Raw genomic sequence first — 24,881 nt, 5'->3', positions numbered from 1 at the left:
CAACTGAAAACAATGGTTTACGTCATCCGCAAGGAACATTTTAATGCCGCTCATCGGCTTTATAATCCCAATTGGTCAGAAGAGAAGAATGATGAAGTTTTTGGTCCATGTGCCAACAAAAACTGGCATGGGCATAATTTTGAATTAATTGTGACCGTTAAAGGAAATCCTGATCCAGAGACAGGATTTGTATTTGATTTGAAAGAATTAGGTAAGCTAATCAAGAAAGAAATTATTGATAAAGTAGATCATAAAAATTTGAATATGGACGTCGATTTTATGTCTGGTAAATTGGCGAGTTGTGAAAATTTGGTCATGGAATTTTGGAAAATCTTAGCTCCAAAAATCCAATCTGCTTCCACTAGTGCCCAATTGCATAAAATCCATTTGGTTGAAACCAACAAAAACTCAGTAGAATATTACGGAGAAATATAAATGAAGTATTTCATACTAGCAGGAGAAAAATCAGGTGATTTACACGGTTCCAAATTAATTAAGGAACTATTACTACTGGATTCAACTGCTACTATACAAGCATGGGGTGGAGATGATATGAAGGAAGCTGGTGCTGAAGTACTTATTCATCACAAAGAACTTGCCATCATGGGTTTATTGGGTGTTTTGCAGAACATTCAACGGCTGAAAGGTTTATTTCAAAAATTTAAAAGTCAAATTCAGCAATTTCAACCTGATACTGTCATCTTCATTGACTATGGTGGTTTTAATCTCAAAGCAGCCAGAATTGCCAAATTGCAAGGCTTTCATACCCAATTTTACATTGCACCGAAAGTTTGGGCTTGGAATAAAGGACGAGTGGATGTTATCAAAAAATGGGTAGATCAATTGTATGTGATTTTCCCCTTTGAAAAGACCCTTTTTGAAGAACATGGCATTTCCACGCATTATGTTGGAAACCCATTGAAAGATTCCATTGATGACTTTCAACCTAATCCTCAATTTGCCGAACAAAATTCCATCAAACAACCTTGCATATCCTTATTAGCTGGAAGCAGAAAGCAAGAAATCAATGCCGCTCTGCCTGTTTTCCAAGAGATTAAGCAGCAATTTCCAGATTTGCACTTTTATGTAGCAGGACTTAAAGAATGGCAATCTATTTATGAAACCTACGATTTAGATATCATATATGATGATACTTACAATTTATTACATGTATCTCAAATTGCCATCGTAACTTCAGGAACAGCCACCTTAGAAACTGCCTTATTTAGAATTCCTCAAATCGTTGTATATAAAACAGATTGGTTATTTTATTCTTTAGCCAAATTGCTAGTAAAAATAAAATTCATTTCCTTAGTCAATATCATTTTAGGAAAAGAAGCTGTACCAGAGATGATTCAATCTAAGTTTACTGCTTCTCATATTTCTCTAAAAATCAAGCAACTACTTGATTATAATGCTGTTAGCAAGCAAAAGCAATTAAATTGTTATGATGAATTAATACAAATCATTGGCCCTGCAGGAGCATCGAAAAAAACAGCCAAAATGATGTATGATTATGCCTTATCCTATCAGGCTAAGTAATTTTTAATCCAAGATTTCTGAGTCCCTGGAATAGATGCATAATAATTTGCTATAACTTTCTTATCCACGTCAAAATCTCCACTAGGATAAAAAGGATCATTAATGTGAACCCATTTATTCACATAATCAAAGCCAACCATGATAATGGGAATATTAGCTTTTACAGCAATATGGTAAAAACCTGTTTTTAATTCTTGCACATCTTTGCGTGTACCTTCAGGGGCTAAGGCAGCATGAAAATATTTATTCGCTTGATAAATATCTACAATGGCATTGACCAAATTTTGGTTCTTCGATCGGTCTACTGGATAACCTCCCAACCAACGAAATAACCATCCAAAAACACCTTTAAAAAGCTCTTGTTTACCCCAAAAATAGATGTTCATATTTAATAAGGAACGTACACCTAAACCTATAGGAAAGTCGACCCAAGTGGCGTGTGGGCACACAATGACTATACTTTTCGGAATATTTCGTGGAATATTTCCTTTCATTTCCCAACCCATCCACTTAAAGAATAAGTCGAACAATGCAGATTTTATGAGCATAATTGCAATAAATAGGAGTCAATTTGTTGTAAAGAACACGAAGGATTAATGAGCACTCCATCAATGCCTACTCGTTTTGCTGATTCAATATTATGAAAATTATCATCAAAAAAAACAAGATTTTCTGGTTTTAACGATAAATCTTCTAATACATGGTGATAAATTTTTTCATCTGGCTTAATCATTCCTAAGTCGAATGAAAAATAAGTTTTCTTAAACAAACCAAATAATGACTCTCCTTGGGGACCTAATGGCACCTGCGTAAATTGCTTCGCATGAATTAAGCTGGTATTACTTAATAAGTATATAGCATATTGCTTGGCAATATTTTCTAACCAGGTATATACTTGGGGATGAAAATCCAATAAAAGAGCTGAAAATGCCAAATCAAACTGTTCATCTGAACAATTCAATGCTAGAGAATGGCGAAGAAAATATCTAAACTCTTCCTCTGTTTGCAAACCGCTTTCGTATCTAGCCCAAAGAGCTTGACTGTGAGTCAATTCCTTCACTTCTTCTGCGGAAAACCGATCTGATAAATCTGCAAAAGCCTGAAACGTTTTGTCTAGGTCAATTGGTAATAATACATTACCTAAATCAAAGAGAAGTGATAGTTTAGAGGATGACATAATACCTACTCAACAACAACACCCATTTTACCGTACTTATCTATACGTGCATCTATGCGTGCTCGAACATCCATAGCACATAGCTTTTTCAATTCATCTTTGATCACAGCTTTCATTTTAGCCGCTGCAGCATCAGGATCTAAGTGTGCACCACCTAATGGCTCAGGAATAATCCCATCGATCAAGCCATTTTGCTCCATATCATTGGCTGTCAATTTCAAAGCTTCGGCAGCTTGCTCTTTATAATTCCATGATCTCCATAAAATCGAAGAACAAGATTCCGGAGATATCACCGAATACCATGTATTTTCCATCATCAAAACTCGATCACCTACAGCTATCCCCAATGCACCACCAGAAGCACCTTCACCTATGATGATACAAATTACTGGTACTTTCAACATAAACATGTCGCGGATATTACGCGCAATAGCTTCTCCCTGACCTCTTTCTTCTGCTTCTAAGCCTGGAAATGCACCTGGAGTATCTATTAAGCATACGATGGGTTTATTGAACTTCTCAGCCATTTTCATCAAACGCAAGGCCTTACGATATCCTTCTGGATTCGGCATACCAAAATTACGATACTGTCTTTGCTTCGTATTACGTCCTTTTTGTTGACCAATGAACATAACAGAAAATTCTCCATCGATATTTCCAAATCCACCCACCATGGCTTTATCATCGGCCACAGAACGATCTCCGTGAATCTCGATAAACTCTTCACATATTTTTTCGATATAATCAAAAGTATAAGGACGATCAGGATGTCTAGATAACTGAACCCTTTGCCAACGAGTTAAATTAGAAAATGTCTCTTTTTTCAATTCTAGAATTTTTTCTGTCAATGATTGTACTGTAGCAGTCACATCGACATTATTTTCAATTGCTAATTTGCGCATTTCTATCAACTTATCCTCTAATTCAGCAATTGGCTTTTCAAATTCTAATAATGTTCTCATAGTAGATGTTAATTTCAATTGTAAAATTATCAATTAAAGAATGAAAGTTTGATTCTTTTCAGGCAAAATAACATCCTGATATCCCAAATTTGTTAACTCTTCTTTGAATTCTACCATACTTTCTTCTTCACCATGGGATAGAAATACTTTTTTTAAGGTAGATGGACTTTGAACTTTGACAAAATCCAACAAACCCAATTTATCTGCATGTCCTGAAAAGACATCAATTTTACGTATTTGTGCGTGAACTTTGTATTCTCGATCTCGTACTTGAATATGATCTGTTCCTGCTAATAACTGTCGGCCTAAAGTACCTTCAGCAGCATAACCAATCAATAAAATCGTACAATAAGTATTTGAAATATTGTCTGCAATATGGGTTTCTACCCTTCCACCTGAAATCATTCCTGAAGAAGAAATAATAATACATGGTTCATGGTAGTTCTTAATGGCTCTACTTTCTTTTTCTGTTTGCAAAAACTTCAAATTATCAAAGTCAAATAATTCATCATATTCAGCTTGAAACTCTCTAGCTTCTTGATTTAAGTAAGATGAATATTTGGTATAAATACGGGTAGAACTTTTTCCCATAGGACTATCCGTGAATACACGAATAGCAGGAAAATGGTCTTCTTCGATTAATCGATTTAAGGTATATAAAACAGCTTGGGTTCTACCCACTGAGAAAGCAGGAATAATTAATCTACCTGGTTTGTCTATACAGGTTGATTTTATTATATCGCCCAAAGCTTTTTTAGTCGATTCTTTATCTTCATGGATACGATTTCCATAAGTAGTTTCGCAAACTAAATAATCGCAAGCTGGCATGGTTTGCGGATCAATATGCAATGGGTAATTTTTTCGACCCACATCACCACTAAAACCAAGGGTTTTCTTTACTCCGTTTTCTGTAATACCTAAATGTACATGGGCAGCACCTAAAAGATGACCAGCTGGTATAAAGGTGATTTCTAAATTCTCTGTAGCTCTAAATTTCTTACTAAATGGAATCGTAATGAAATGGTTCACAGAATGTTCTACATCCTTTTGCAAATACAAATCGCCTTTTCGTAATAGACGATCCATTTGTTTATGCTTTTTACGACTTTCACCTTGAGCAGCTTTCAACTTTCTCAAATGTAAATTAGCCGAGTCCATTAAAAGTAATTCCGCTAATTCAGCTGTTGGGGGAGTACAAAGCACTTGCCCTTCGTATCCTTCTCGATACAGCATGGGAATATTGCCAGAGTGGTCAATATGGGCATGTGTAAGAATAACTAAATTAATCAAGGACGCATCAAATGGGAAAAATGCTTTGCTCTCATATGGTTCATCAAAATCAATCTCCCGCTCCATGTCCGTACCACAATCAATCAAAATCTTAAAGCCATCTTCCAATTCTAGCAAGTACATACTTCCTGTTACTTGTTTGGCCGCACCTAAAAATTGTAGCTTCATAAAATCAAATAAATAGGGGCTCAAAGAGCCCCTGATACATGACAAAAATACAGCTTTTTCGTGAAATAGAAATGCCTATTTCACTTGCTTAGCAAAATCAGCCTGCATTTTATCTAAAACATCTTTTGTTAATTGCTTATCAGCAATAACAGTTCTATATCTAAATGTCACAGATTCGCCTTTTTTCAAAGTTAAATTACGCTCATCCTTGCCATTACTAAACACTTTAGCACCAAGTGGATTAACAGCAAATAAACCATAACCTCTAGCATGCCAATAACTTGGATAACTAACATTGGAAGGGTGATCTAAAATAGCAATATTGATAGGATGATTATCCAATACACCTTTCAAATTCATCCATTTAGCACGAGTGCTCCAAACTTTCTCGCCAGTTATACCTTCACTACTTTCATAATCTCCGCTTACACCTGTATTATCTAATACAGGAACTTTCGTTTCAACACCATGAGCATCCGTAAAGATATCCGGTTTATTCGACGGAATTTCTAATTGACGTGCTACGCGAATAGCAAACATTCCGTCTTTAACATCTTTAAAAAGAACTGTCTCTGCTAAGGCAGTTAAGGTAGTAATTCGATCAATCACACGAATATCCGATGTTCCTGAGAATACATAAGTTGTCTTTTCTGCCAATACCTTCGCTCCTTTTCCATCACTATCAATCCAGGTTGCTGAAACACCCAATTCTCCTTTTTCTTTACCTGATTTCATGTTCAATACCTGCTCATGAACAATCGTTCCAAATTTATGGCTCTTCATGCCATCGGAGATATTGTTAGAATTATTCCAGTAGTCAAATCCATTAACATCTTCATAGTTTAACCACATCCCTACATGGTGAGGGTGGTCTGTACGTTCGCCTGGGCGAATAGCTACTGGATAACCACGTGTAATAGTACTTCCTTTAGCACTTAAAATTGGATAAAGAACGGCCTTTTTTAAGATGGCTTCACCTGGAAAAAAGTAAGACGTAAAATATTTACCCCCAACTAATACGTCAATTTTCTTTTCAGCATCATTTTTTTTGAAGCTAACTGATTGGTTTTGAGCATTTACTTGAAAAGCGATGCAAGCAGATAAGATTAAAAATAATTTTTTCATAAAAATAAGTTTAAAGTAAAATTCCGAGAATGACTCCTCGGAATTTTACAAAATAACAAAATCAAATTGATATTAATAACCTGCGTTTTGAGGGAATCCAGTAGAAGTACCTTCTGCCCTATCAATTTGTAGCTGCGGAATAGGTCTTAATACGTGGTGAGCTTTAATAAATGGAGCCGCTTGAGGATTATACTTCTTCACTCGGTCAATCAAGTTTCCCCAACGAGCCAAATCTAACCAACGCGATTGTTCTCCTAATAATTCACGCTCACGCTCATCCATAACAAAATCTAATGTTATATCATCTGCCTTGATCGTCATTTCGTTTTCTTTACCAGGCCAGGCAGCACGACGACGTATCATATTATAATTTGCCGCAGCATCTGCTTTAAGTCCAGAAAAATATTGAGCTTCAGCTAACATCAAATAGGTATCTGCCAATCTAAAAGCAATAAAGTCACGACCACCTTCAAATTGAGTACGGTCTACACGACCACCGTCAAAATGCTTATTGATAGCTGGAAAAATACGCTCATCGTAGCGAGATGGTACCAATACTTGATATTTCTTTTTTGCTCTTTCAGCTTCCGACATTTCATAACCAGGTAAGAAAATAGCCGTATCTCCTAAAGCAAATGTGACCGTCTTCTTGGTTAAATCAAAACTCGTATTATAAGTTCCTGGTTTATTGGATAAATAAGTATCCTTAAAAGTTTTCTTATAACGGCTGTCAATATCGCGATTATTGAAAACAACATCTAAGGTATAATTCGTTGGCTTGTAGCGCTTAAAAGGACGACCATTTTCAGTATCACGTTGCATACCAGGTAATACGTCATACTCCATACCAAAAAATACGTGTGCGTTATTACCACCTGCATTGGTTAATGGGTCACGAGTATATTGAACAGACCAGATAACTTCGTTGTTCATTTCATTTCCTTGCTTATGCACATCAGCGAAATTAGGCAACAGAGTCAAACCATAATTTGCAATTACGCTTTTAAGATTAACAATGGCTTTTGCATAATCATCTCCAGCTTTAGCTGATGAAGTTGCTTTAGTCAAATAAACTCTACCTAATAGATGTTCCGCTGCTGCACGTGTAGCACGACCGTATTCCGCCGATCTTGATTTATTTTCCAAATCAGGAATCGCTTCATTCAAATCCTTGATAATTTGAGCATACTGTTCAGCTACCGTACTGCGTTTTACTACTTTAGTTGGTGCTAAGGTTTCAGTTAAGCGTAAATCTACCCCACCAAACAATTGAGTAAAAATAAAATAATGGTGAGCACGAATAAACTTAGCTTCAGCTACACGTTGCTTCTTAACGGATTCTGCTAAACCCGTCACAGCAGACGATCGTCCAATAATGGCATTGCACGTATTAATACCTTGGTAAAAATCATTCCAAATTTCTGCCAATAAACCGTTTCTGGTATCGAAATCTGTTGTGTAGGTATTCATGAATTTCCAGCTTCCGTCAGCACCATTGGTATAGGTATCTGTTCCAAAAATCGTCAAATTCATACCGCGCTCTGTACCATACCATGAACGCATGGTCGAATAAGCTGCACTTGTAGCATCGTTTAAACCTTTGGCAGTATTGATATAATCATTACCAATTCGTGAAACGACATTTTCTGTTAGCAAATCATTACAGGATTGTAAACCTAAACCTAAAGTTCCAATCAATCCTAAATTTGCTAAAAAACTTATTTTTTTAAATAATTTAAAGCTTTTCATATCTATCAATATTTGAAATATTTTTAAAATTTAAGATTTACGCCGAAAGTAAGTACACTCGTTGCAGGGGAAACGTTTGTGTTTACTTCACCCCCTCCAACACCTTGCTCTCCGTCTACGTAAGTTTCTGGGTCAATACCTTTGTATTTTTGACGGTATTCTGCCAAGATTAATGGTTGCTGGATACTAGCATACACTCGGATACTTTCCATCTTCCATTTTTTAGCTACAGCTTCCGGAATATTGTAACCAATATTGATATTTCTGATCTTAAAGAATGAACCTTCAAAATATGTCAATGAACTACCATATTTAGGAAACTCTTGAGTCACAACTGGTTGAGGAAACTCATTGGTTGGATTATTCGGAGTCCAATAGTTCAATGACAAGTTGTTGTATCGACCAGCTAATTGATTGACGTTATCATGAAAACGACTACGAATCATTTGACCTACACGAGCAAAAACAAAGAAAGATAAGTCAAAACCTTTGTACGAAAATCTGTTGGTTAAACCAGCTGTAAAAGCAGGTACAGCAGATCCTAATATTTGACGGTCATCTGCATTAATCTTACCATCATTATTATAGTCTTGCACTTTAATTTGACCCACTTTATCACCGTATTTCGCAGCTTCATCTTTTTCAGAAGTTTGCCAAATACCTATTTTCTTGTAATCAAAGAATACACTTAAAGGCTGACCAATAAATCTACCTGCACCAATATCATCTACTTTTCCATTCGCTAACTCAATAATGGATTCTCTATTTCGGTTGAAAATCAAATCTGTAGTCCAATTAAAACCTCCTTTATCTACGTTGACAGAAGATAAGGTTAATTCAATACCCGTATTTTGAGTTTCTCCAATGTTAGTAGTAAAACCACCAAATCCAATGGAAGTAGGAAGAGGTTGAGGTGCTAATAAATTCGTAGTATTGGTTACGTAGTATTCAGCAGTACCTGAAATTCTTCCACGTAAGAAACTAAAGTCTAAACCTACGTTTTTAGTTGTAGAAGTTTCCCAACGTAAATCTGGGTTACCGATGGTATTAGGACGGTATCCATAAGCTGCAGCATTGTCCCAAGCATAGGCTGTTCTGCCTAACAAAGCTTGTGTTTGATACGGGTTAATTGCTTGGTTACCAATGGCGCCCCAGCTAGCACGCAATTTCAACTGATCAATAGCTGTAATATCTTTAATAAAGGGCTCTTCTGACATATTCCAACCAATAGCCACTGATGGGAACAATCCAAACTTGGTATTAGCTCCAAATCGTGAAGATCCATCCGCTCTTAAAGTAGCTGTTATTAAGTACTTTTCTTTGTAGTCATAGTTCAAACGACCCATATAAGATAATAAAGTCCATTCAATCAAATCAGTATTAGCACCAGTAATTTGGCTAGCATCACCTAAACGATGATATGATTCAGATTCTGCAGGAATACCATTAACTGAAATGGAAGTTCTTTCATCCCGATCACGCTGAATAGATTGTAAACCTGTAAAATTGACATTATGAACATCTTTAAACTTACGGTTATAAGTAATTACGTTTTCTAAAGTCCAGTTGAACAAAAATTGCTCACTAATAGAACCATTGGCATTACCTCCGCGGTTATTGTTTGTGAATGCTCCGATAAATCGACCGGCACGACCAATCGTTAAATCTGGACCAAAATTGACACGATATTTTAAACCTTTAGCTATATTCCACTCGCCATAAAGACTATTAAACGTTCTAAAACGTTTATTCTCATCAATATTAGCACCAGGAACAATTTCAGAAAATGGATTAGTTCTTAAACCATCGTTTGTAGGAAGAAATACTAAATTTCCATTGGCATCATATGGTTCACCTAAAGGATTCTCTTGCATGGCTCCACCTAGAATATTCAGGTTTTCTCCATTACGTAAACTGTTGACAACCAAAGTAGATAATCCAATTTTAATCTTGTTGTTAATTTGATGATCCAAGTTGACACGGAAAGTATAACGAGTAAAATCTTGCATCTTAACCACACCAATATCATTAAAATAGTTGGCTGAAATATTGAAAGTAGTCTTTTCTGAACCTCCAGAAACCGATACTTGATGGCTTTGAATAGCACCAGCACGTAACATCCCTCCTACGTAATCCGTACTTCTACCAGTAGAAATACTAGTTAACTCTCTAGGCTCAAATATTTTTGCATCATCAGCGGCAGTAGCAGCACCAAGTGGATATTGTCCAACTGCACGGCGAGATTCACGTTTGTATTCAGCAAACTCAGAACCATTCATTACTTGAATAGTACCTAATTGCTGATTTACACCATAATATGAGTCTACAGAAACTACTGTTTTACCCACTTTACCTCTTTTGGTACTGATGATGACAACTCCATTGGCTCCTCTAGATCCATATATAGCTGTAGCAGATGCATCTTTTAACACTTCCATAGAAGTAATATCAGATGGGTTAATATCATCTATTCCTCCAGATAAAGGAATTCCATCCACTACATATAATGGATCGTTTGATGCATTAAAGGATCTTCTACCACGAATACGGATTTGAGGACCAGCACCCGGCTTAGATCCAGGCTGAACTACGTCAACCCCTGCAGCTCTACCTTGTAAAGCTTGACGCGCATTGGTTACAGGTAACTCAGAAATTTCTTTAGCCCCTACGGAAGAAATAGCACCCGTCATTTGACTCTTTTTCTGAGTACCATAACCAACCACCACAACTTCACTTAAACTAGTATTATCAGCAAGAAGCTTTACATCAATTTGACTTTTAGCTCCCACGGTAATTTCCTGAGGTAAATAGCCCACGGAAGAAATTAATAATACCGATGTACTAGACGCAGAAATTTTAAAATTTCCGTTCACATCGGAGGATGTACCTAATTTGGTTCCTTTAATTAAAACGGATACCCCAGGAATTCCTGAACCATCGTCAGCAGAAATAATTTTTCCGCTAATGGAACGTTCCTGAGCAAACAATTGAATCCCCAAAAAGACAAATATCATGCTTAGTAGGAACTTAGAAAGTAATTTTTTTCTCATTTGTTCTAAAATAATAAGTTAATATGAGTGCAAAGTGTTTTGTATTCTACTCCATAATGCCTTGCTCTCATTAGGAGTTAGCTGGACCTTAGGGTTTATGAATTTTCTAGGTTGGTTCCAGGTACTACTAGAAAATCTTACTAAAAATTTAGCAATGCGATAACGCATTAAGCGTTTTAAGTTTCTTTGTTCCTTTCCATTTTGATGTATCATTTAAAGTTTTTTTTGTACAATTACTATGTAAAGTAATTTCCACAAACTTTTTACTCATTTCACATCAAAATGCTACATTTTCATAGACCATCAACTCTTTCATTTGACGTAAAGCCCCAAAAATTAAATTATACACAGATTGTGGATTGATTTTCATGGATTGACTGATTTGATCCGTATCCATATTGTGATAAAACTTTAAAGAGATAGCCTCTCTTTGTCTTTTACTTAATTTCAACAAGCAGTGAGATAACTGTTTATTGGTTGCTAATTCATCCTCCATTCGAATCATCCTATATTCCTGACTATTATCTCTATCAGCTGTTTCCAAATAGTAGTTAGCATGATGCTGGGAATTTTTTAGTTGGCCATCTAAGTGACGAACCAACTTACGCTTTATGGAAGCCATTAAATAAAACTTAACGCTAGTTGTCGGCCCTAGACTAGCATGATTCCGCCATAGCTCCACAAATAAATCATGTAAACAATCTTTGATTAATTCTTTATCACTTGTAATCCCCATTGAATAGGAATATAAGGGCTGAACAAAATGCTGATAAAGACTAGTAAAGGCCTGATGGTTTCCATTTCTGAATTGGTCCCAAACTTCCACTTCATTGATGCTTTGTTTCATTGGTATAAGATTAATTGGACTATTGTAAGTAGTTCTTAAATTTTACTCCATTTCTTTAGTAGAGTGAAACCAATATAGATATAGGAATTATAATAATTCAATGAAAATCTTTAATTTTTTTCCGTAAACGTTTACGTAAACGTTTACATTTTTTGGGTCTTTGAAAAAAATGAAAAACAAGGTTAAAAAATGAACTAATTAATATTTCTACCAAAAAAAATACCATAAACTAAAAATTGACTATTTTTAAGTTTTCCATAGAAGATGAATCAACAAATTAAAAAATTAAACACCTTGGACGCCTCAATGCTGGTCATGGGTTCCATGATAGGTTCAGGTATATTTTTAGTAAGTTCAGAAGTAGCTAGACAAATATCCAGCCCCTATATGTGGCTGGGAACCTGGATACTAACTAGTTTTTTAACCATCACAGGGGCATACGCCTACGGCAAGCTTTCGACTCTTTTCCCCCAAACTGGTGGACAATACATATATCTCAAAGAGGCTTATTCTCCCATGACGGGATTTTTGTTCGGATGGACAACATTTCTTGTGATACAAACAGGAACCATTGCAGCTGTTGCCGTAGCTTTTGCTAAGTATACAGGCTTTTTGTTTCCCAATTTGATTAATGAAAATGCGGTTTTGTTTAATTACATCAATAGTCAACAAATTTTAGCTGCAGCTTTAATAGCATTACTTACTTATTTCAATTTAAAAGGAATATCCTTTGCCTCATTCATTCAAAACCTGTTCACCTTTACCAAAATTGGAGCTATCATCGTATTAATCTTAATTGGTTTTTATGTTGGCTTTCAAAATGATTGGTTGCATTTTGATCATTTTTTTAGCGAAGTGAAAACATATGATGTAGCGGTTCAACAAGTAATACCCATCAACTCGTTAACTTTAGCTAGTTTATTTGGTGTAGCCATGATTGGTCCCCTATTTTCCTCTTCCGCCTGGAATAATGTCACTTTTGCCAGTCAAGACTTTGAAGATCCTAAAAAAACCATTGCAAAAGGACTTGTTTATGGTTCTGCCTTGGTTTGTTTATTATACATTTTAACCAATATCGCTTATCTAGGCATACTTCCATTGGATGGGAATCCTTCAGGCACAACAGCCTATGAACGTGGCATTATGTTTGCCAGCCAAGACCGATTGGGGTCCGCTGCATTACAGAGTGTATTTGGAACCATTGGCGCTACTTTAATGGCCATATTTATCATGATATCTACATTCGGCTGTAATAATGGAATTATATTAGCGGGTGGCCGACTATTCGAAGCTATGGCTCAGGATAAATTATTCTTTTCAAAAGCTGCATATTTGAACAAAAATGGTGCTCCATCATACTCCTTGATTATACAAGGGATATGGGCTATTCTTCTTTGCTTTTCTGGAGGTTATGGTACCTTATTGGACTTTACGGTATTTGCTATATTATTATTCTACTTCCTAACAGTGATGTCGCTATACAAGGAAAAGATTTCAAAAGGATTATTAAGTAATACCAACAAAGTATTATTTGCTGTTTACTTAATAATCCTAGTAGCCATAGCAGCTAATTTATTGTATGTTAAAACACTCTCTTCAACAATCGGATTAGGTCTCGTGATATCAGGAGTGCCTTTTTATTATTTAATGAAAAGAAATCAAAGTAAAGACTGAGTTTTAAACCATTTCACTAAACTTTCGAACCAATCATCACTGGTTGTTTTGTTGTTAAGTCCAAAACCATGTCCACCTTTGGCATAAACATGTAAATCACTAGAAATATTAAGATCGCTTAATTTCTCTACGTACAATAAAGAATTTTTGACGGGTACCGCTTTATCGTCAGCTGCATGTACTAAAAATGCTGGAGGTGTTTGAGAAGTAACTTGTTCCTCATTTGAGAACAAGTGTAAATCTTCTGCCGACATCTCTGGGCCAATTAAATTTTTAGCTGAACCTTGATGCCCAAAGGATCTAAAGCTAATAACTGGATATAATAGAATTTGAAAATCTGGACGTAAATTGGCTCCATCATTGATTCCAGTATAATCTTTGGTAAAATGAGTGGCTGCACTTGATGCTAAATGACCACCTGCAGAAAAGCCCATGATACCAATTTTCTTAGGATCAATTCCCCATTCTGTAGCATGTTGACGGGTGATACGAATAGCTTGTTGGGCATCTTGTAATGGAGCGATTCGTTTATCTACTTGTCTTTTAGCATCTGGCAAACGATAAAATAAGACCAGAGCATGAATACCCTTTTCGTTGAATTTCTTAGCTATATCTGAACCTTCGTGAGAAGAAGCTAATATTCCATAACCTCCTCCAGGACAAACAATCACACAAGGTTTATTGGCTCCTGATCCAGCAGAATAAAATTGGTAAGTAGGAATCGTAACCTTAGCAATGCGTGATATACCATTCGTTACTGCTACGTTTTGTTCATTTGGACCATCAATGTAATTGGGAACTGCTCCAGGATACAGAGCTTGGGGACCTTGAGCCATTAGACAAAAAGATAGGTTTACAATAGAGAAAAGAGTCAATACAATTTTTTTCATGACTTAATAACAGGTTTAGTTTTATCGGTAGTAATTAAAACGACTGCCAATAGTATGAAAAAACTAGCAAATAATAAAATAGGATGTAACTCTTCATCCAAAACTAAATTCCCTAAAATTAAAGCAACCACTGGATTGACATACGTATACGTTGCCACTAAAGTTGCGTCACATTCTTTCGACAAATACCCAAATAAAGAAAAACCAGCCATGGAACCAATTAATGTTAAATAGGCAAAAACGGACCACGCTGACATGGGAACAGCATCAAAATGTAACAAAGCTAAATCTCCTTTCATTGAACTAATGAAAATCAAAGGAATACTACCTGAAATCATTTGAATGGCACAAACTTGGGTAAAATGATAAGTGTTTGCTTTGGTTGATTGAACACGAAATACCGCAATATTCCAAGCTATCACCGCACCTAATAAAAGTAAAATACCAGTGAAAAATTCATCTGCTTTACCTGGAATAGATAATCCTTTTTGAGAACTCATTAATAAAATACCAACTAAGCCTAGCAGTGTAGCTACTATTTTTTTAAAACTGGGTTTCACTCCTTCTAGCCAAAAAAATATCACTAAAATCAAAGGGCCTAAGGCCATAAAAACCGCTGAAAAACCAGAAGGAACGATCGCACTGGCCACAGCTAAAGATGCATTATTGACCGTTATAAATAGCATACCTGCCATGATGTGGACACGCAAATGTTTTAATGGCATCTTTACCCAATAGCCACCTAATATAGACCAGCTTAATAACAATAATCCAGCTGTCATATTCCTACCATAAGAAATAAACAAGGGAGGAAAATATGCCACTAATATTCGTACGCTTAAAAATGTGGAACCCCAAATTAGATAGAGTAAACCTAATGCAATTAGATTAGGTAAACTCATTGAACCTTTTTTTAACATGCTATTGTAATAAATCTGGTCTACGATCTTGTGTACGCTTTATTGACTGTTCATGTCTCCAAGCTTCAATTTTCTTTTCATGGCCTGAAAGTAATACCTCAGGTACATCCATCCCTTTGAAACTTGCTGGTCGAGTATAAACTGGTGGAGCTAATAATCCATCTTGAAACGAATCTGTTAAGGCTGAACTCTCATCACCGATGGCTCCAGGTATCAGTCGAATAATGGCATCCGCACATACAGCTGCCGCAATTTCTCCCCCAGATAACACATAGTCGCCAATTGATATTTCTCGAGTAACGTATTTCTCTCGTATCCTCTCGTCGATTCCCTTGTAATGCCCACAAATAAATAATAGGTTTTCTGACAAGCTCAACTGATTAGCTAAACCTTGTTGGAATGTTTGGCCATCCGGTGTCAGAAAAATAATATCCTGATAAGTTCTCTCCGCCATTAAATGATCCAAACAAGTAGAAAGAGGTTCCACAGCGATTACCATTCCTGCACCTCCACCAAATGGATAATCATCTACTTGCCTGAATTTCTTGGAAGAATAATCATGCAAATCGTGCAAATGTATAGATACCAAGCCCGCTTGACTAGCTCTTTTGCAGATGGAATGTTCAAAAAAACTTTGCATCAAGGCAGGAACCACCGAAATGATATCAATTCGCATCATCTAAATATACTTCTAAAAGTCCATCTGGTAAAACACTGTGAATCACTTGATTCTTCTTATCAACTTTGGGTATAATAGCATCCATCAAAGGAATTAACACTTCCTTAGATTGATAATTCATAACCAATACATCTTGCGCTCCAGTAGAGTATACTTCTTTTACTGTACCTAATGGACCATGATGTTTATCTATTACCTGATATCCAACTATTTCGTGATAATAAAATTGATTATCCTTTAATTTGGGTAACATCGATACGGGTAAAAAGAGCTTGACTCCCACCAATTCTTTGGCAGCATCCAAGGTTTCAATACCTTCTAAACTCAGTAAATTCAGGTTAGATCTAATTTGTAAATCAGTAATAAAATAAGGAACCATTTCATTACCTAATTGTAAGAATACAGCATCTAAATCCTCATATTCTTCCGGATCATCTACATCCAAATAAACATGGAAAGCCCCCTTGATACCATGAGGTTTAGAAAGCGTCCCTAATTCAAAATATTCTGTTACTGCCATAGGTACAAAAAAAAATCATACAAATCTGAAGATCAAATTTGTATGATTTTAAATGAATTTAAAAATTATTCTGCAGCAGGAGCTTCTGGTGCAGCTTCTTCTGTTGCTGGTGCTTCCTCAGCAGCAGGAGCTTCTTCTGCAGCTACTTCAGCTACAACAGTTTCTTCTACTTCTTCAGCTGCATCATCATCACTTTCATTGATAGCTTCTACTACACTAGCTACTAAAGCTTCTTCTTCTACTTTGTTTTTCGCTGCAATAACTTCAGCACGAGCCGCAGAAACTTTCGCTTCAGCTGCTAAACGAGTAGCTTTAGACTTATCTTTAGAATCTTGGATGTTAGTAGACTTAGTTTGAATCTTAGTCTCTTTTTCAGCTTTCCAAGCTTCAAACTTAGCGTCTGCTTGCTCTTGTGTAATAGCACCTTTGATCACACCTACTTGTAAGTGTTTCTTGTATAAAATACCACGGTAAGACAAAATTGCTTTTGCTGTATCCGTAGGTTGAGCTCCATTCATCACCCATTTAAGTGCTTGTGCATCGTTCAAGACGATAGTAGCAGGATTTGAATTTGGGTTATACGTACCAATTTTCTCAATAAAACGACCGTCGCGAGGTGCACGAGCATCTGCTACAACTAAGTCAAAAATTGCCAATTTCTTGCGTCCACGACGCGCTAGTCTGATTTTAACAGCCATTATTTGTTGGGTTATGAGGGATCTCGTCCCTCGAGTTTATAAAAATGTTTGCGAAATTAACAATTTTGGAGAGAATTTCCAAGTAAAAGAAATAGAGAAAATAAATCTATAAGCCGAATTCTGTAAGCTGTAAAGCCTTCTTATCATTTATCTTGGATGAACATCACTGTTCACCTCTAGCAATCTACCCGCTGACATCGGACGAGCAACCCTTTTGTCTTTCGACAGCCAGCCTATTTGATCTTGCAACGCGTGAGGTTTACCTATGCCTATTTTGTCACCAAAATAGCGGTGAGCTCTTACCTCGCCTTTTCACCCTTACCCCGAAAGGCGGTTATTTTCTGCGGCACTATCTGTGAGATTATAAATAATCTCCCTTCCCGTTAGGAAGCACGATGCTCTATGTTGTTCGGACTTTCCTCTTTAAAAAAGCGATAAGACGATTTATTTTCTCTAGCGCAAAGGTAGTATTTATTTCCTTATCAACCATTTACCCTGAATTTTACCCTGAACATTCAAGACTTCCTTATTCCATTGCAAACTATCCAAACGAATTTGCATATCAGAATCAATCATCCCACTATTCATCCACTTGGAGCGATCAATAAACAACATAGGATCAATAGTAAATTGATTTAAATTCTTCTCTAATCTCCTAACAACTTGTTTCTTAAATAGACTTGAAGGAAAACTTAATCCAGATAACTCTTTCGATACCAAACGAATACTTAATTTATTGTCTTCCAATAAAACAGGAATAAAATCAAAACTAAACGAACTCTCCTTTCCCTTGTAACCCAAAATACTACAATGGATCCATCTAGAATCCAGTGTTTGTAAGGTCAATATTAAGTTAGGTTGCTTAGCCCCTTTTCTCATTTGTGTTTCTACTAAAGCTCTCAAATATTCCCAACTTAATTGAACCGAAAATGGAGCTCCAGATTCTGCTACGGAAGGTACATTAGAAATCAATTTAATAGCATTCTTTTGCAATACCCGATTGTCAAACACATTCGTAAACACCAAAGAAGAATTTATAAATACCGATCCACGTACACTAGTAGTACCAAAAACGACTTTATCTAGGGCTATTTGATTTACCGATGGAAGTAATACAAAATCCGCTACTGGCATACTATGTATGGCAGTATTTAGCATTTTTTCTAAGTTAACCACTTGAAGTGATTGATTAATCTGGGATGATATTTGACTGATCAACTGTTCCTGCTTACTAGCTAATAAACGATCAATAACCGATGAAACATTCACTCCAAAGCCAGCCACGCGTAAACTAGGCTTTTCTTTCCATTGGTAAGAATATTGAATTTTCTGAACAGAAAGAGAATTGATGGGCTTTGAAAGGATATCAGCTTGCACAGTTAAATCCATTTGTCCATTCACCTTGCCCGCCGAAAAACCAGCTAAACTTGGCTCTGCAGTAAAACTAATTGGCAATTTTAAGCTGAGTGATTGATCATTGTTTCCTTGAATTTTTGCCAGATTCAACAAGTTTACTTGTAACGGAAAACCCACAATAGATGCATCTGAACCTGTTTTAAATAAGGTTTTTCCTGGTTGCCATCGCATCCATTTCTGCAAAGTGTCATACGAAAATTCAAAATCAACCTGCGTAAAAGCTGGTTTTAGTTGGGTAAAATTCTCTTGATAAACGGCAGATTTGGAAGGTAAAACGACTTCCTTACGACAAGAGAAGCCCAAAAAACAAACCATTAAAACTAAAAAATACCTCATATTTGATTTAATCTTTTGCGAATAATCCATTCCAATCCTACTAGTACTAACATCAATAAACCAAAATAAGGCCACTCCCAAAGGTTAATTTCTTTGTTACTAACTCTCTTAGTATCTTCTATATTATTTAAAGAGAGGTTTTTTATCTCAGAAGATTCCAAAATCTTCACTCCTTCCCGATGACTTAAAACTTGAAAATTAGCATTGTTTCTACCCATTATTTTTTCTGGATTATCATCCAAAACAGTAAATGCCCCATTGAATTCCAATTCCTTACCTTGATAAACCAATTTTGCCTGGTATTGATATTTACCTTTCTTAGATGGCTGAAAATTGACTATTTGATGAGCTTGAGATAAAGTGCGTTTGAACTGAACAGTTGAATTAGTTGAAACAATTTTAAATTGAACGTCGATTTTTTGCTTATCCTTTAATTCAGGATTTAACTGCCTAACTTCAAAAAACAAATCCTCTCCTAGCCTAATCTGTGGCTTACTTAATTCAATTGAAAATAGATCATCCGCTTGTCTCAAAAAACTAATTTTTAACATTTCGTGCAAAGTCGAATCCAAGATTTCATAAGACCCCGCGCTTTTCACTTCTGCCATCTGTTCTCTCCAAAGTGCCACATTAGAACTCCATAGGCTTGTTCTAATATCAGAATGCTTCTTCCATAAACTAGGAAAATGTAAACCTACATTTCCAAATTCTTCAAATGTTGGCCAATCCTTCTTCTGTTCTGTAGGGATATTTAAGTACCAAGCCGACTTATCTTTGGGCAATTCTTTTGGTAAGATTCCATAAAAGAGATAATTATCTGCACTAGGTAAAGTTGAAATTGATGGGACAAAATTCCAATGAACGTTGATTTTGGCTTCTTGAGCAACACGATTAATTACTCCTAAATTGGAATTAGGAGATGTGGCAAAAGCTTCAACTTTGGCATGAAAATCTTGTATCACCCAAGTAAATCCTTGAGGTAGTGATGGATCATTTTCAATTTGAATTTGTACTGCATGCTTCCCAACAATGGACTTACTTAACTCTAAGTCAACTAGTTGAAAATCTTTCCATGAGCCCCCAGATGCTTTTAAGGTTTGATATAATTTACCATCCAGCAAAACTTCAATATTAGGAGATTTTTCACCTTGATTAAAATTTGTCCATACAGAAACCGGCACATGAATTCGTTCTCCTGGGACAGAATAAACAGTTTTGGTTGGAATACTTATTCCCATTTTTTGTTGGGAAACTATTTTACCAAAAGGTACGATATACACAGAAGCACCTCGGTGTATTGGTGTTTCTAAATCACTTAATTGTCCGTCTGTAACAAAAAAAACCTGGGATAATTGAAAGTTCTTACTCTCTTTTCTAATCAATTCTTGCACTTTCCCCCAAGAAGAATTTTGACCAACTGGAGCAATTGCCTGTATAGAATTCTCTGGACTGTTTAAGCCTACAATTTTCAATTCACCGCGATTACTTGCAATGTCTTGAATTTTCTTACTCACATCCTGAATAAAAACAGCATAAGTAGCTTGATTCATGGATTGTGAATCATCGATAATCAATAAAACCTTAGAAGGAAGCACGTTTGATTCCTCAATAGCTATCTTCCAAGGAATAAAACATAAGACAATCCCAACCAAAAACAAACCTCTTAAAACAGCTTGAAACCGGCTCAACAAGCTAAAGGAATAATTTCTATTTTGAAACCAATAATAAGCTAGACCCAATAAAAAAGCTAAGCTCAATCCCACCCAAAGGGGAACTGAGCTTAGCCATAAATTCAAGAGAATCGAATGCATTAGGTTAATAGACCCCCATCAACTTGTAATACTTGACCCGTTACATAAGAGGACAATTCAGAACCTAAAAATAAGCATACATTAGCTACTTCTTCTGCTTGCCCACCTCTTTTCAATGGAATAGCCTTTGTCCACTCATCTACTGTGGCTTCATTTAATTCACCTGTCATTTCAGTTTCAATAAAACCTGGTGCTATGGCATTACAACGAATATTTCTTGAGCCTAATTCTAAAGCTACAGACTTCGTAAATCCTATAATACCTGCTTTTGAAGCTGAATAATTCGCTTGACCAGCATTTCCCTTTATTCCAACAATGGATGTTAAATTAATGATAGAACCTGACTTAGCTTTCATCATAGGTTTGATAACAGCTTTTGTCAAATTGAAAACAGATTTAAGATTTACACGTATTACTTCATCCCACTGTTCTTCGCTCATGCGCATCAACAAACCGTCGCGTGTAATACCAGCGTTGTTGATTAATACATCAATAGAACCAAAATCTTCCAATACTGAATTAACCAACTCTTCTGATTCTACATACTGAGAAGCATCCGAACGATAGCCTTTGGCTCGAATTCCATAAGCAGCTAATTCTTTTTCAAGAGCCTCTCCTTTTTCAACAGAAGACAAATACGTAAAAGCTACATTAGCTCCAGATTTAGCAAATGAAGTAGCAATGGCACGACCAATACCTCTCGATGCTCCTGTGACTAATACAACCTTGTTTTCAACTAATTTCATACAAATAATTTAATCTTTTTATTGGTTTTTTCTTGTTAGTACTATTTCCGTTGCCCCTTCCACAAAATCTGCTTCGATAATCTCATTTTCAGCTAAAGGTCCTTTTAAAATCTCTTCTGCTAATGGATCCTCTAAGTATTTTTGAATGGCACGGTTCAAAGGTCTAGCACCATATTGTGGATCATATCCCTTATCAGCAATATAATCCTTGGCTTTGTCTGTCAAAGTTACCGTATATCCTAAATTGCTCAAACGAGTTTTCAATTTAATCAACATTAAATCGATGATTTGATGCAAATCAGCTCTTTCAAGGGAATTAAATACAATAATATCATCCAAACGATTAATGAATTCAGGTGCAAATGCCTTTTTCAATGCATTTTGTATCGTTGATTTAGCGTGTTCTTCGATATTATCCGTTCTTGACTTGGTTGAAAAACCAATTCCTGATCCAAAATCTTTCAAATCACGAGCTCCAATATTGGAGGTCATAATAATAATCGTATTTCTAAAATCAACTCTTCTACCTAATCCATCCGTTAAAATTCCATCATCCAACACTTGCAATAACAAGTTGAAAACATCTGGATGTGCTTTTTCGATTTCGTCTAAAAGAACTACCGAATAAGGTTTTCTACGGATTTTCTCAGTTAATTGACCTCCCTCTTCATATCCCACATATCCTGGAGGCGCTCCAACTAAGCGTGATACACTGAATTTCTCCATGTATTCACTCATATCTATACGTACCAAAGCATCTTCTTTATCAAACAAGTAAGAAGCTAATACTTTCGCCATTTCCGTTTTACCTACTCCAGTAGGACCTAGGAAAATAAAGGATCCAATTGGCTTTTTAGGGTCTTTTAAACCTACACGAGTTCGTTGAATGGCTTTCACTAATTTCTTAATGGCATCTCCTTGACCAATCACATGTTTGGACATTTCTTGCTCCATCAACAACAACTTCTCTCCTTCTTTGGCTGCAACTCGATTCACTGGAATACCCGTCATTTGAGCAATTACTTCCGCTACATGCTCTTCGGTTACAGTAAATTTCTGCTTTTTAGACTCCTCTTCCCAAATATTTTTAGCTTGCTCTAACTGATCAATCAATTTCTTTTCACGATCACGCAACTGAGCAGCCTCTTCATATTTCTGAGATTTAACTACTTGGTTTTTTTCCTTCTTAACTATTTCAATCTGAGATTCTAAAGCCACAATATCTGCAGGAACATTAATATTGGAAATGTGTACACGAGCACCCACCTCATCCATTACATCAATGGCTTTATCAGGTAAGAAACGATCTGAAACATAACGATCAGATAATTTCACAGCAGAAACGATAGATTCTGGGGTATAAATTACATGATGATGCTCTTCGTACTTATCCTTAATATTATGTAATATCTCAATGGTTTCATCAACGGTAGTAGCATCGACCATCACAGTTTGGAAACGACGAGCCAAAGCACCGTCCTTTTCTATGTATTGGCGATATTCATCTAAAGTTGTAGCTCCAATAACTTGGATATCCCCTCTCGCTAAAGCTGGTTTAAACATGTTAGAAGCATCCAATGAACCAGAAGCTCCACCCGCACCCACAATGGTATGCAATTCATCAATAAACAGTATGACATCTGTTGATTTTTCCAACTCATTCATGACCGCTTTCATACGCTCCTCAAACTGACCACGGTATTTAGTACCGGCCACTAAAGATGCCAAATCAAGTGTCACAACTCGCTTACCAAATAACACACGAGAAACCTTCTTTTGAATGATTCTTAGCGCTAATCCTTCAGCTATAGCCGTTTTACCCACACCTGGTTCACCTATTAAAATGGGGTTGTTTTTCTTTCTACGTGATAAAATTTGAGCTACACGCTCAATCTCCTTTTCACGACCTACTATAGGATCTAACTTACCGTTCTCCGCAATTTTAGTTAAATCACGACCAAAGTTATCTAAAACAGGTGTTTTACTCTTTTCTGTACTTTTAGTTCCGGAAGATGCTGAACCTGAACCGGCAGCTCCACCTGAACCTGAAGAATACAAACGACTATCATCATCGTTATCGTCGGTATCAGAACTTGCCTTAGGGGAATTTTCTTGACCAGCACCATTTTGGAACTCAACCATTTCTTTAATCAAATCGTAGTAAACTTGATATTTTTCCAAAATTTGAGTTGCTACATTATCTTCATCACGCAAAATAGCCATCAACAAATGATCTGTACCAACTAGATTTGTTTTGAAATATTTAGCTTCTAAATAAGTCAAACGCAATACCTTCTCCGCTTGTTTAGTCAAAGGTATGTTCAACATATTCTGCTTATCAAAGGAAGAACGACTCGTTGACGAAGTTGAGTGCTCAATGCTCTGCCTTAATTGATCTAAGGATACACCAGACTTCAACAATAAATCAATTCCTGGACCTTCTCCATCACGAATCATTCCTAGCATTAGGTGCTCTGTCCCAATGTAATCATGTCCTAAACGTAAGGCCTCTTCTCTTGCTAGAGAAATCACTTCTTTCACTTTATTTGAAAACTTAGCCTCCATATAATTTATTTTTATGCCGAGAACAAGAACACCGTTCTATTTGTTCATTTTTTGTTCAATTGATTTAAAATCAAATTAGCATCTCTGCCCTGATTCATTAACAAATCCAACACCGATAAGTTTGGATGGAATGTATTACCGAAACATTGTGGATAAGCTAATTCTGAATAAACGTTTCTTTCCCGCCAATCTTGTTTGGCTTGGATATAATTCCAAAATACATCTTTATCTTCTATTTCAAACGAATTTGAGAGAGAATAATTCCATTTTCTTCCTAAAATTCGACCAAACAATTCAATGTATTCAATATTTAAATCTACTAAAAAATTTAATTTTTTTGCAAAAATAGAACGTATATATGGCTCAAAATATTCAAAATAAGGAGCTTTTCCATAAGCAGCTTGAATTGCCCCTTGATGAATCCTTACCCAATTTTGACCATAATCTATACGAACATCTTTCATCAACATTTTTCCGGAATGCACATGTTGAATAGGAACTGTTAAGGTTTCAATTCCGTTAGCACCTAAAATAAGTGCTCTATTGCGGTAAGTTTGCTTTTGGAAATGTTCGTAGACTTCGAATTGAACTTGCTCTTGTGAAAGAAGTAATGATAAATATTCTATACTGGGTAAATAGTGGATCTCAATACGCATTCCCAAAAATTAATCGGATATTTGCAAAATTAATAGAATATAGCCAATAAGTTCTGAAAT

At 36.1% G+C, this 24,881-nt stretch carries 21 protein-coding genes and 1 other RNA gene; 3 read left to right on the top strand and 19 right to left on the bottom strand.

Annotated features, from left to right (window positions below):
- Positions 1–12: 12 nt before the first annotated feature.
- Complete coding sequence (locus HME7025_RS06775; RefSeq protein WP_109322907.1) at positions 13–435, top strand: 6-pyruvoyl trahydropterin synthase family protein; 423 nt, start codon at positions 13–15, stop codon at positions 433–435.
- A complete protein-coding gene (lpxB, locus tag HME7025_RS06770) occupies positions 436–1,542 on the top strand; it encodes a lipid-A-disaccharide synthase (protein WP_109322906.1) in 1,107 nt (368 codons plus the stop codon).
- Here lpxB and HME7025_RS06765 read toward each other — a convergent pair.
- From HME7025_RS06765 to HME7025_RS06730, 8 genes are all read right to left on the bottom strand, one after another.
- Positions 1,530–2,090 carry a 1-acyl-sn-glycerol-3-phosphate acyltransferase gene (locus HME7025_RS06765; protein ID WP_109322905.1) on the bottom strand — a complete coding sequence of 187 codons (561 nt, stop codon included), beginning with the start codon at positions 2,088–2,090 and terminating at the stop codon, positions 1,530–1,532. The two genes, lpxB and HME7025_RS06765, sit on opposite strands and share 13 nt — an antisense overlap.
- Positions 2,081–2,719 carry an HAD family hydrolase gene (locus HME7025_RS06760; RefSeq protein WP_109322904.1) on the bottom strand — a complete coding sequence of 213 codons (639 nt, stop codon included), beginning with the start codon at positions 2,717–2,719 and terminating at the stop codon, positions 2,081–2,083. Before HME7025_RS06760 ends, HME7025_RS06765 begins: the two co-directional genes overlap by 10 nt.
- A gap of 5 nt (positions 2,720–2,724) precedes the next feature.
- Complete coding sequence (locus HME7025_RS06755) at positions 2,725–3,681, bottom strand: acetyl-CoA carboxylase carboxyltransferase subunit alpha (RefSeq protein WP_109322903.1); 957 nt, start codon at positions 3,679–3,681, stop codon at positions 2,725–2,727.
- 33 nt (positions 3,682–3,714) lie between these two features.
- Positions 3,715–5,139, bottom strand: coding sequence for an MBL fold metallo-hydrolase RNA specificity domain-containing protein (locus tag HME7025_RS06750; protein ID WP_109322902.1), 1,425 nt, complete (start codon positions 5,137–5,139; stop codon positions 3,715–3,717).
- 75 nt (positions 5,140–5,214) lie between these two features.
- On the bottom strand, positions 5,215–6,264 hold the full coding sequence (locus tag HME7025_RS06745; RefSeq protein WP_109322901.1) for a DUF6807 domain-containing protein: 1,050 nt from the start codon (positions 6,262–6,264) through the stop codon (positions 5,215–5,217).
- Between the two features lie 72 nt (positions 6,265–6,336).
- Positions 6,337–8,013, bottom strand: a complete 1,677-nt coding sequence (locus tag HME7025_RS06740) for a RagB/SusD family nutrient uptake outer membrane protein (protein WP_109322900.1) — start codon at positions 8,011–8,013, stop codon at positions 6,337–6,339.
- 23 nt (positions 8,014–8,036) lie between these two features.
- On the bottom strand, positions 8,037–11,063 hold the full coding sequence (locus tag HME7025_RS06735) for a SusC/RagA family TonB-linked outer membrane protein (RefSeq protein ID WP_109322899.1): 3,027 nt from the start codon (positions 11,061–11,063) through the stop codon (positions 8,037–8,039).
- Positions 11,064–11,340: 277 nt separating this feature from the next.
- On the bottom strand, positions 11,341–11,910 hold the full coding sequence (locus HME7025_RS06730) for an RNA polymerase sigma factor (RefSeq protein WP_109322898.1): 570 nt from the start codon (positions 11,908–11,910) through the stop codon (positions 11,341–11,343).
- Positions 11,911–12,174: 264 nt separating this feature from the next.
- Here HME7025_RS06730 and HME7025_RS06725 point away from each other — a divergent pair, with 264 nt between their 5' ends.
- On the top strand, positions 12,175–13,584 hold the full coding sequence (locus tag HME7025_RS06725; protein ID WP_109322897.1) for an APC family permease: 1,410 nt from the start codon (positions 12,175–12,177) through the stop codon (positions 13,582–13,584).
- Here the strand turns inward: HME7025_RS06725 and HME7025_RS06720 are convergent.
- The 11 genes from HME7025_RS06720 to HME7025_RS06670 form a co-directional block, all read right to left on the bottom strand.
- Positions 13,569–14,420, bottom strand: a complete 852-nt coding sequence (locus tag HME7025_RS06720) for an alpha/beta hydrolase (RefSeq protein ID WP_226998291.1) — start codon at positions 14,418–14,420, stop codon at positions 13,569–13,571. The genes HME7025_RS06725 and HME7025_RS06720 overlap by 16 nt on opposite strands.
- A gap of 50 nt (positions 14,421–14,470) precedes the next feature.
- The gene (locus tag HME7025_RS06715; protein ID WP_109322895.1) at positions 14,471–15,394 is read right to left on the bottom strand and encodes an EamA family transporter; all 924 of its coding nucleotides are present in this window, start codon (positions 15,392–15,394) and stop codon (positions 14,471–14,473) included.
- A gap of 1 nt (position 15,395) precedes the next feature.
- Positions 15,396–16,070, bottom strand: a complete 675-nt coding sequence (gene trmD / locus HME7025_RS06710) for a tRNA (guanosine(37)-N1)-methyltransferase TrmD (protein ID WP_109322894.1) — start codon at positions 16,068–16,070, stop codon at positions 15,396–15,398.
- Positions 16,060–16,593, bottom strand: coding sequence for a ribosome maturation factor RimM (gene rimM / locus HME7025_RS06705; protein ID WP_109322893.1), 534 nt, complete (start codon positions 16,591–16,593; stop codon positions 16,060–16,062). The genes trmD and rimM overlap by 11 nt, the downstream gene beginning before the upstream one ends.
- A 65-nt stretch (positions 16,594–16,658) precedes the next feature.
- Positions 16,659–17,291 carry a 30S ribosomal protein S16 gene (locus HME7025_RS06700; RefSeq protein WP_109322892.1) on the bottom strand — a complete coding sequence of 211 codons (633 nt, stop codon included), beginning with the start codon at positions 17,289–17,291 and terminating at the stop codon, positions 16,659–16,661.
- A 93-nt stretch (positions 17,292–17,384) separates the two neighbouring features.
- Positions 17,385–17,742, bottom strand: an RNA gene (rnpB, locus tag HME7025_RS06695) — RNase P RNA component class A.
- Positions 17,743–17,762: 20 nt separating this feature from the next.
- Positions 17,763–19,043, bottom strand: a complete 1,281-nt coding sequence (locus HME7025_RS06690) for a DUF4403 family protein (protein ID WP_161956219.1) — start codon at positions 19,041–19,043, stop codon at positions 17,763–17,765.
- Complete coding sequence (locus HME7025_RS06685) at positions 19,040–20,854, bottom strand: hypothetical protein (RefSeq protein ID WP_109322890.1); 1,815 nt, start codon at positions 20,852–20,854, stop codon at positions 19,040–19,042. The genes HME7025_RS06690 and HME7025_RS06685 overlap by 4 nt, the downstream gene beginning before the upstream one ends.
- On the bottom strand, positions 20,854–21,600 hold the full coding sequence (gene fabG, locus HME7025_RS06680; protein ID WP_109322889.1) for a 3-oxoacyl-[acyl-carrier-protein] reductase: 747 nt from the start codon (positions 21,598–21,600) through the stop codon (positions 20,854–20,856). Before fabG ends, HME7025_RS06685 begins: the two co-directional genes overlap by 1 nt.
- Positions 21,601–21,618: 18 nt before the next feature.
- Positions 21,619–24,165 (bottom strand): ATP-dependent Clp protease ATP-binding subunit, encoded by a 2,547-nt coding sequence (locus HME7025_RS06675; protein WP_109322888.1) that lies wholly within the window; start codon positions 24,163–24,165, stop codon positions 21,619–21,621.
- Between the two features lie 44 nt (positions 24,166–24,209).
- Positions 24,210–24,821: a WbqC family protein gene (locus tag HME7025_RS06670; RefSeq protein WP_109322887.1), complete on the bottom strand. Its 612-nt coding sequence runs from the start codon at positions 24,819–24,821 to the stop codon at positions 24,210–24,212.
- Between the last annotated feature and the right edge of the window lie 60 nt (positions 24,822–24,881).

Origin of the sequence: Aquirufa nivalisilvae, from assembly GCF_003143535.1 — a bacterium.
GTDB classification, from domain to species: domain Bacteria; phylum Bacteroidota; class Bacteroidia; order Cytophagales; family Spirosomataceae; genus Aquirufa; species Aquirufa nivalisilvae.
The sequence above is the reverse complement of the archived record's forward strand: the minus strand, read 5'-3'. Positions and strand labels throughout refer to the sequence as shown.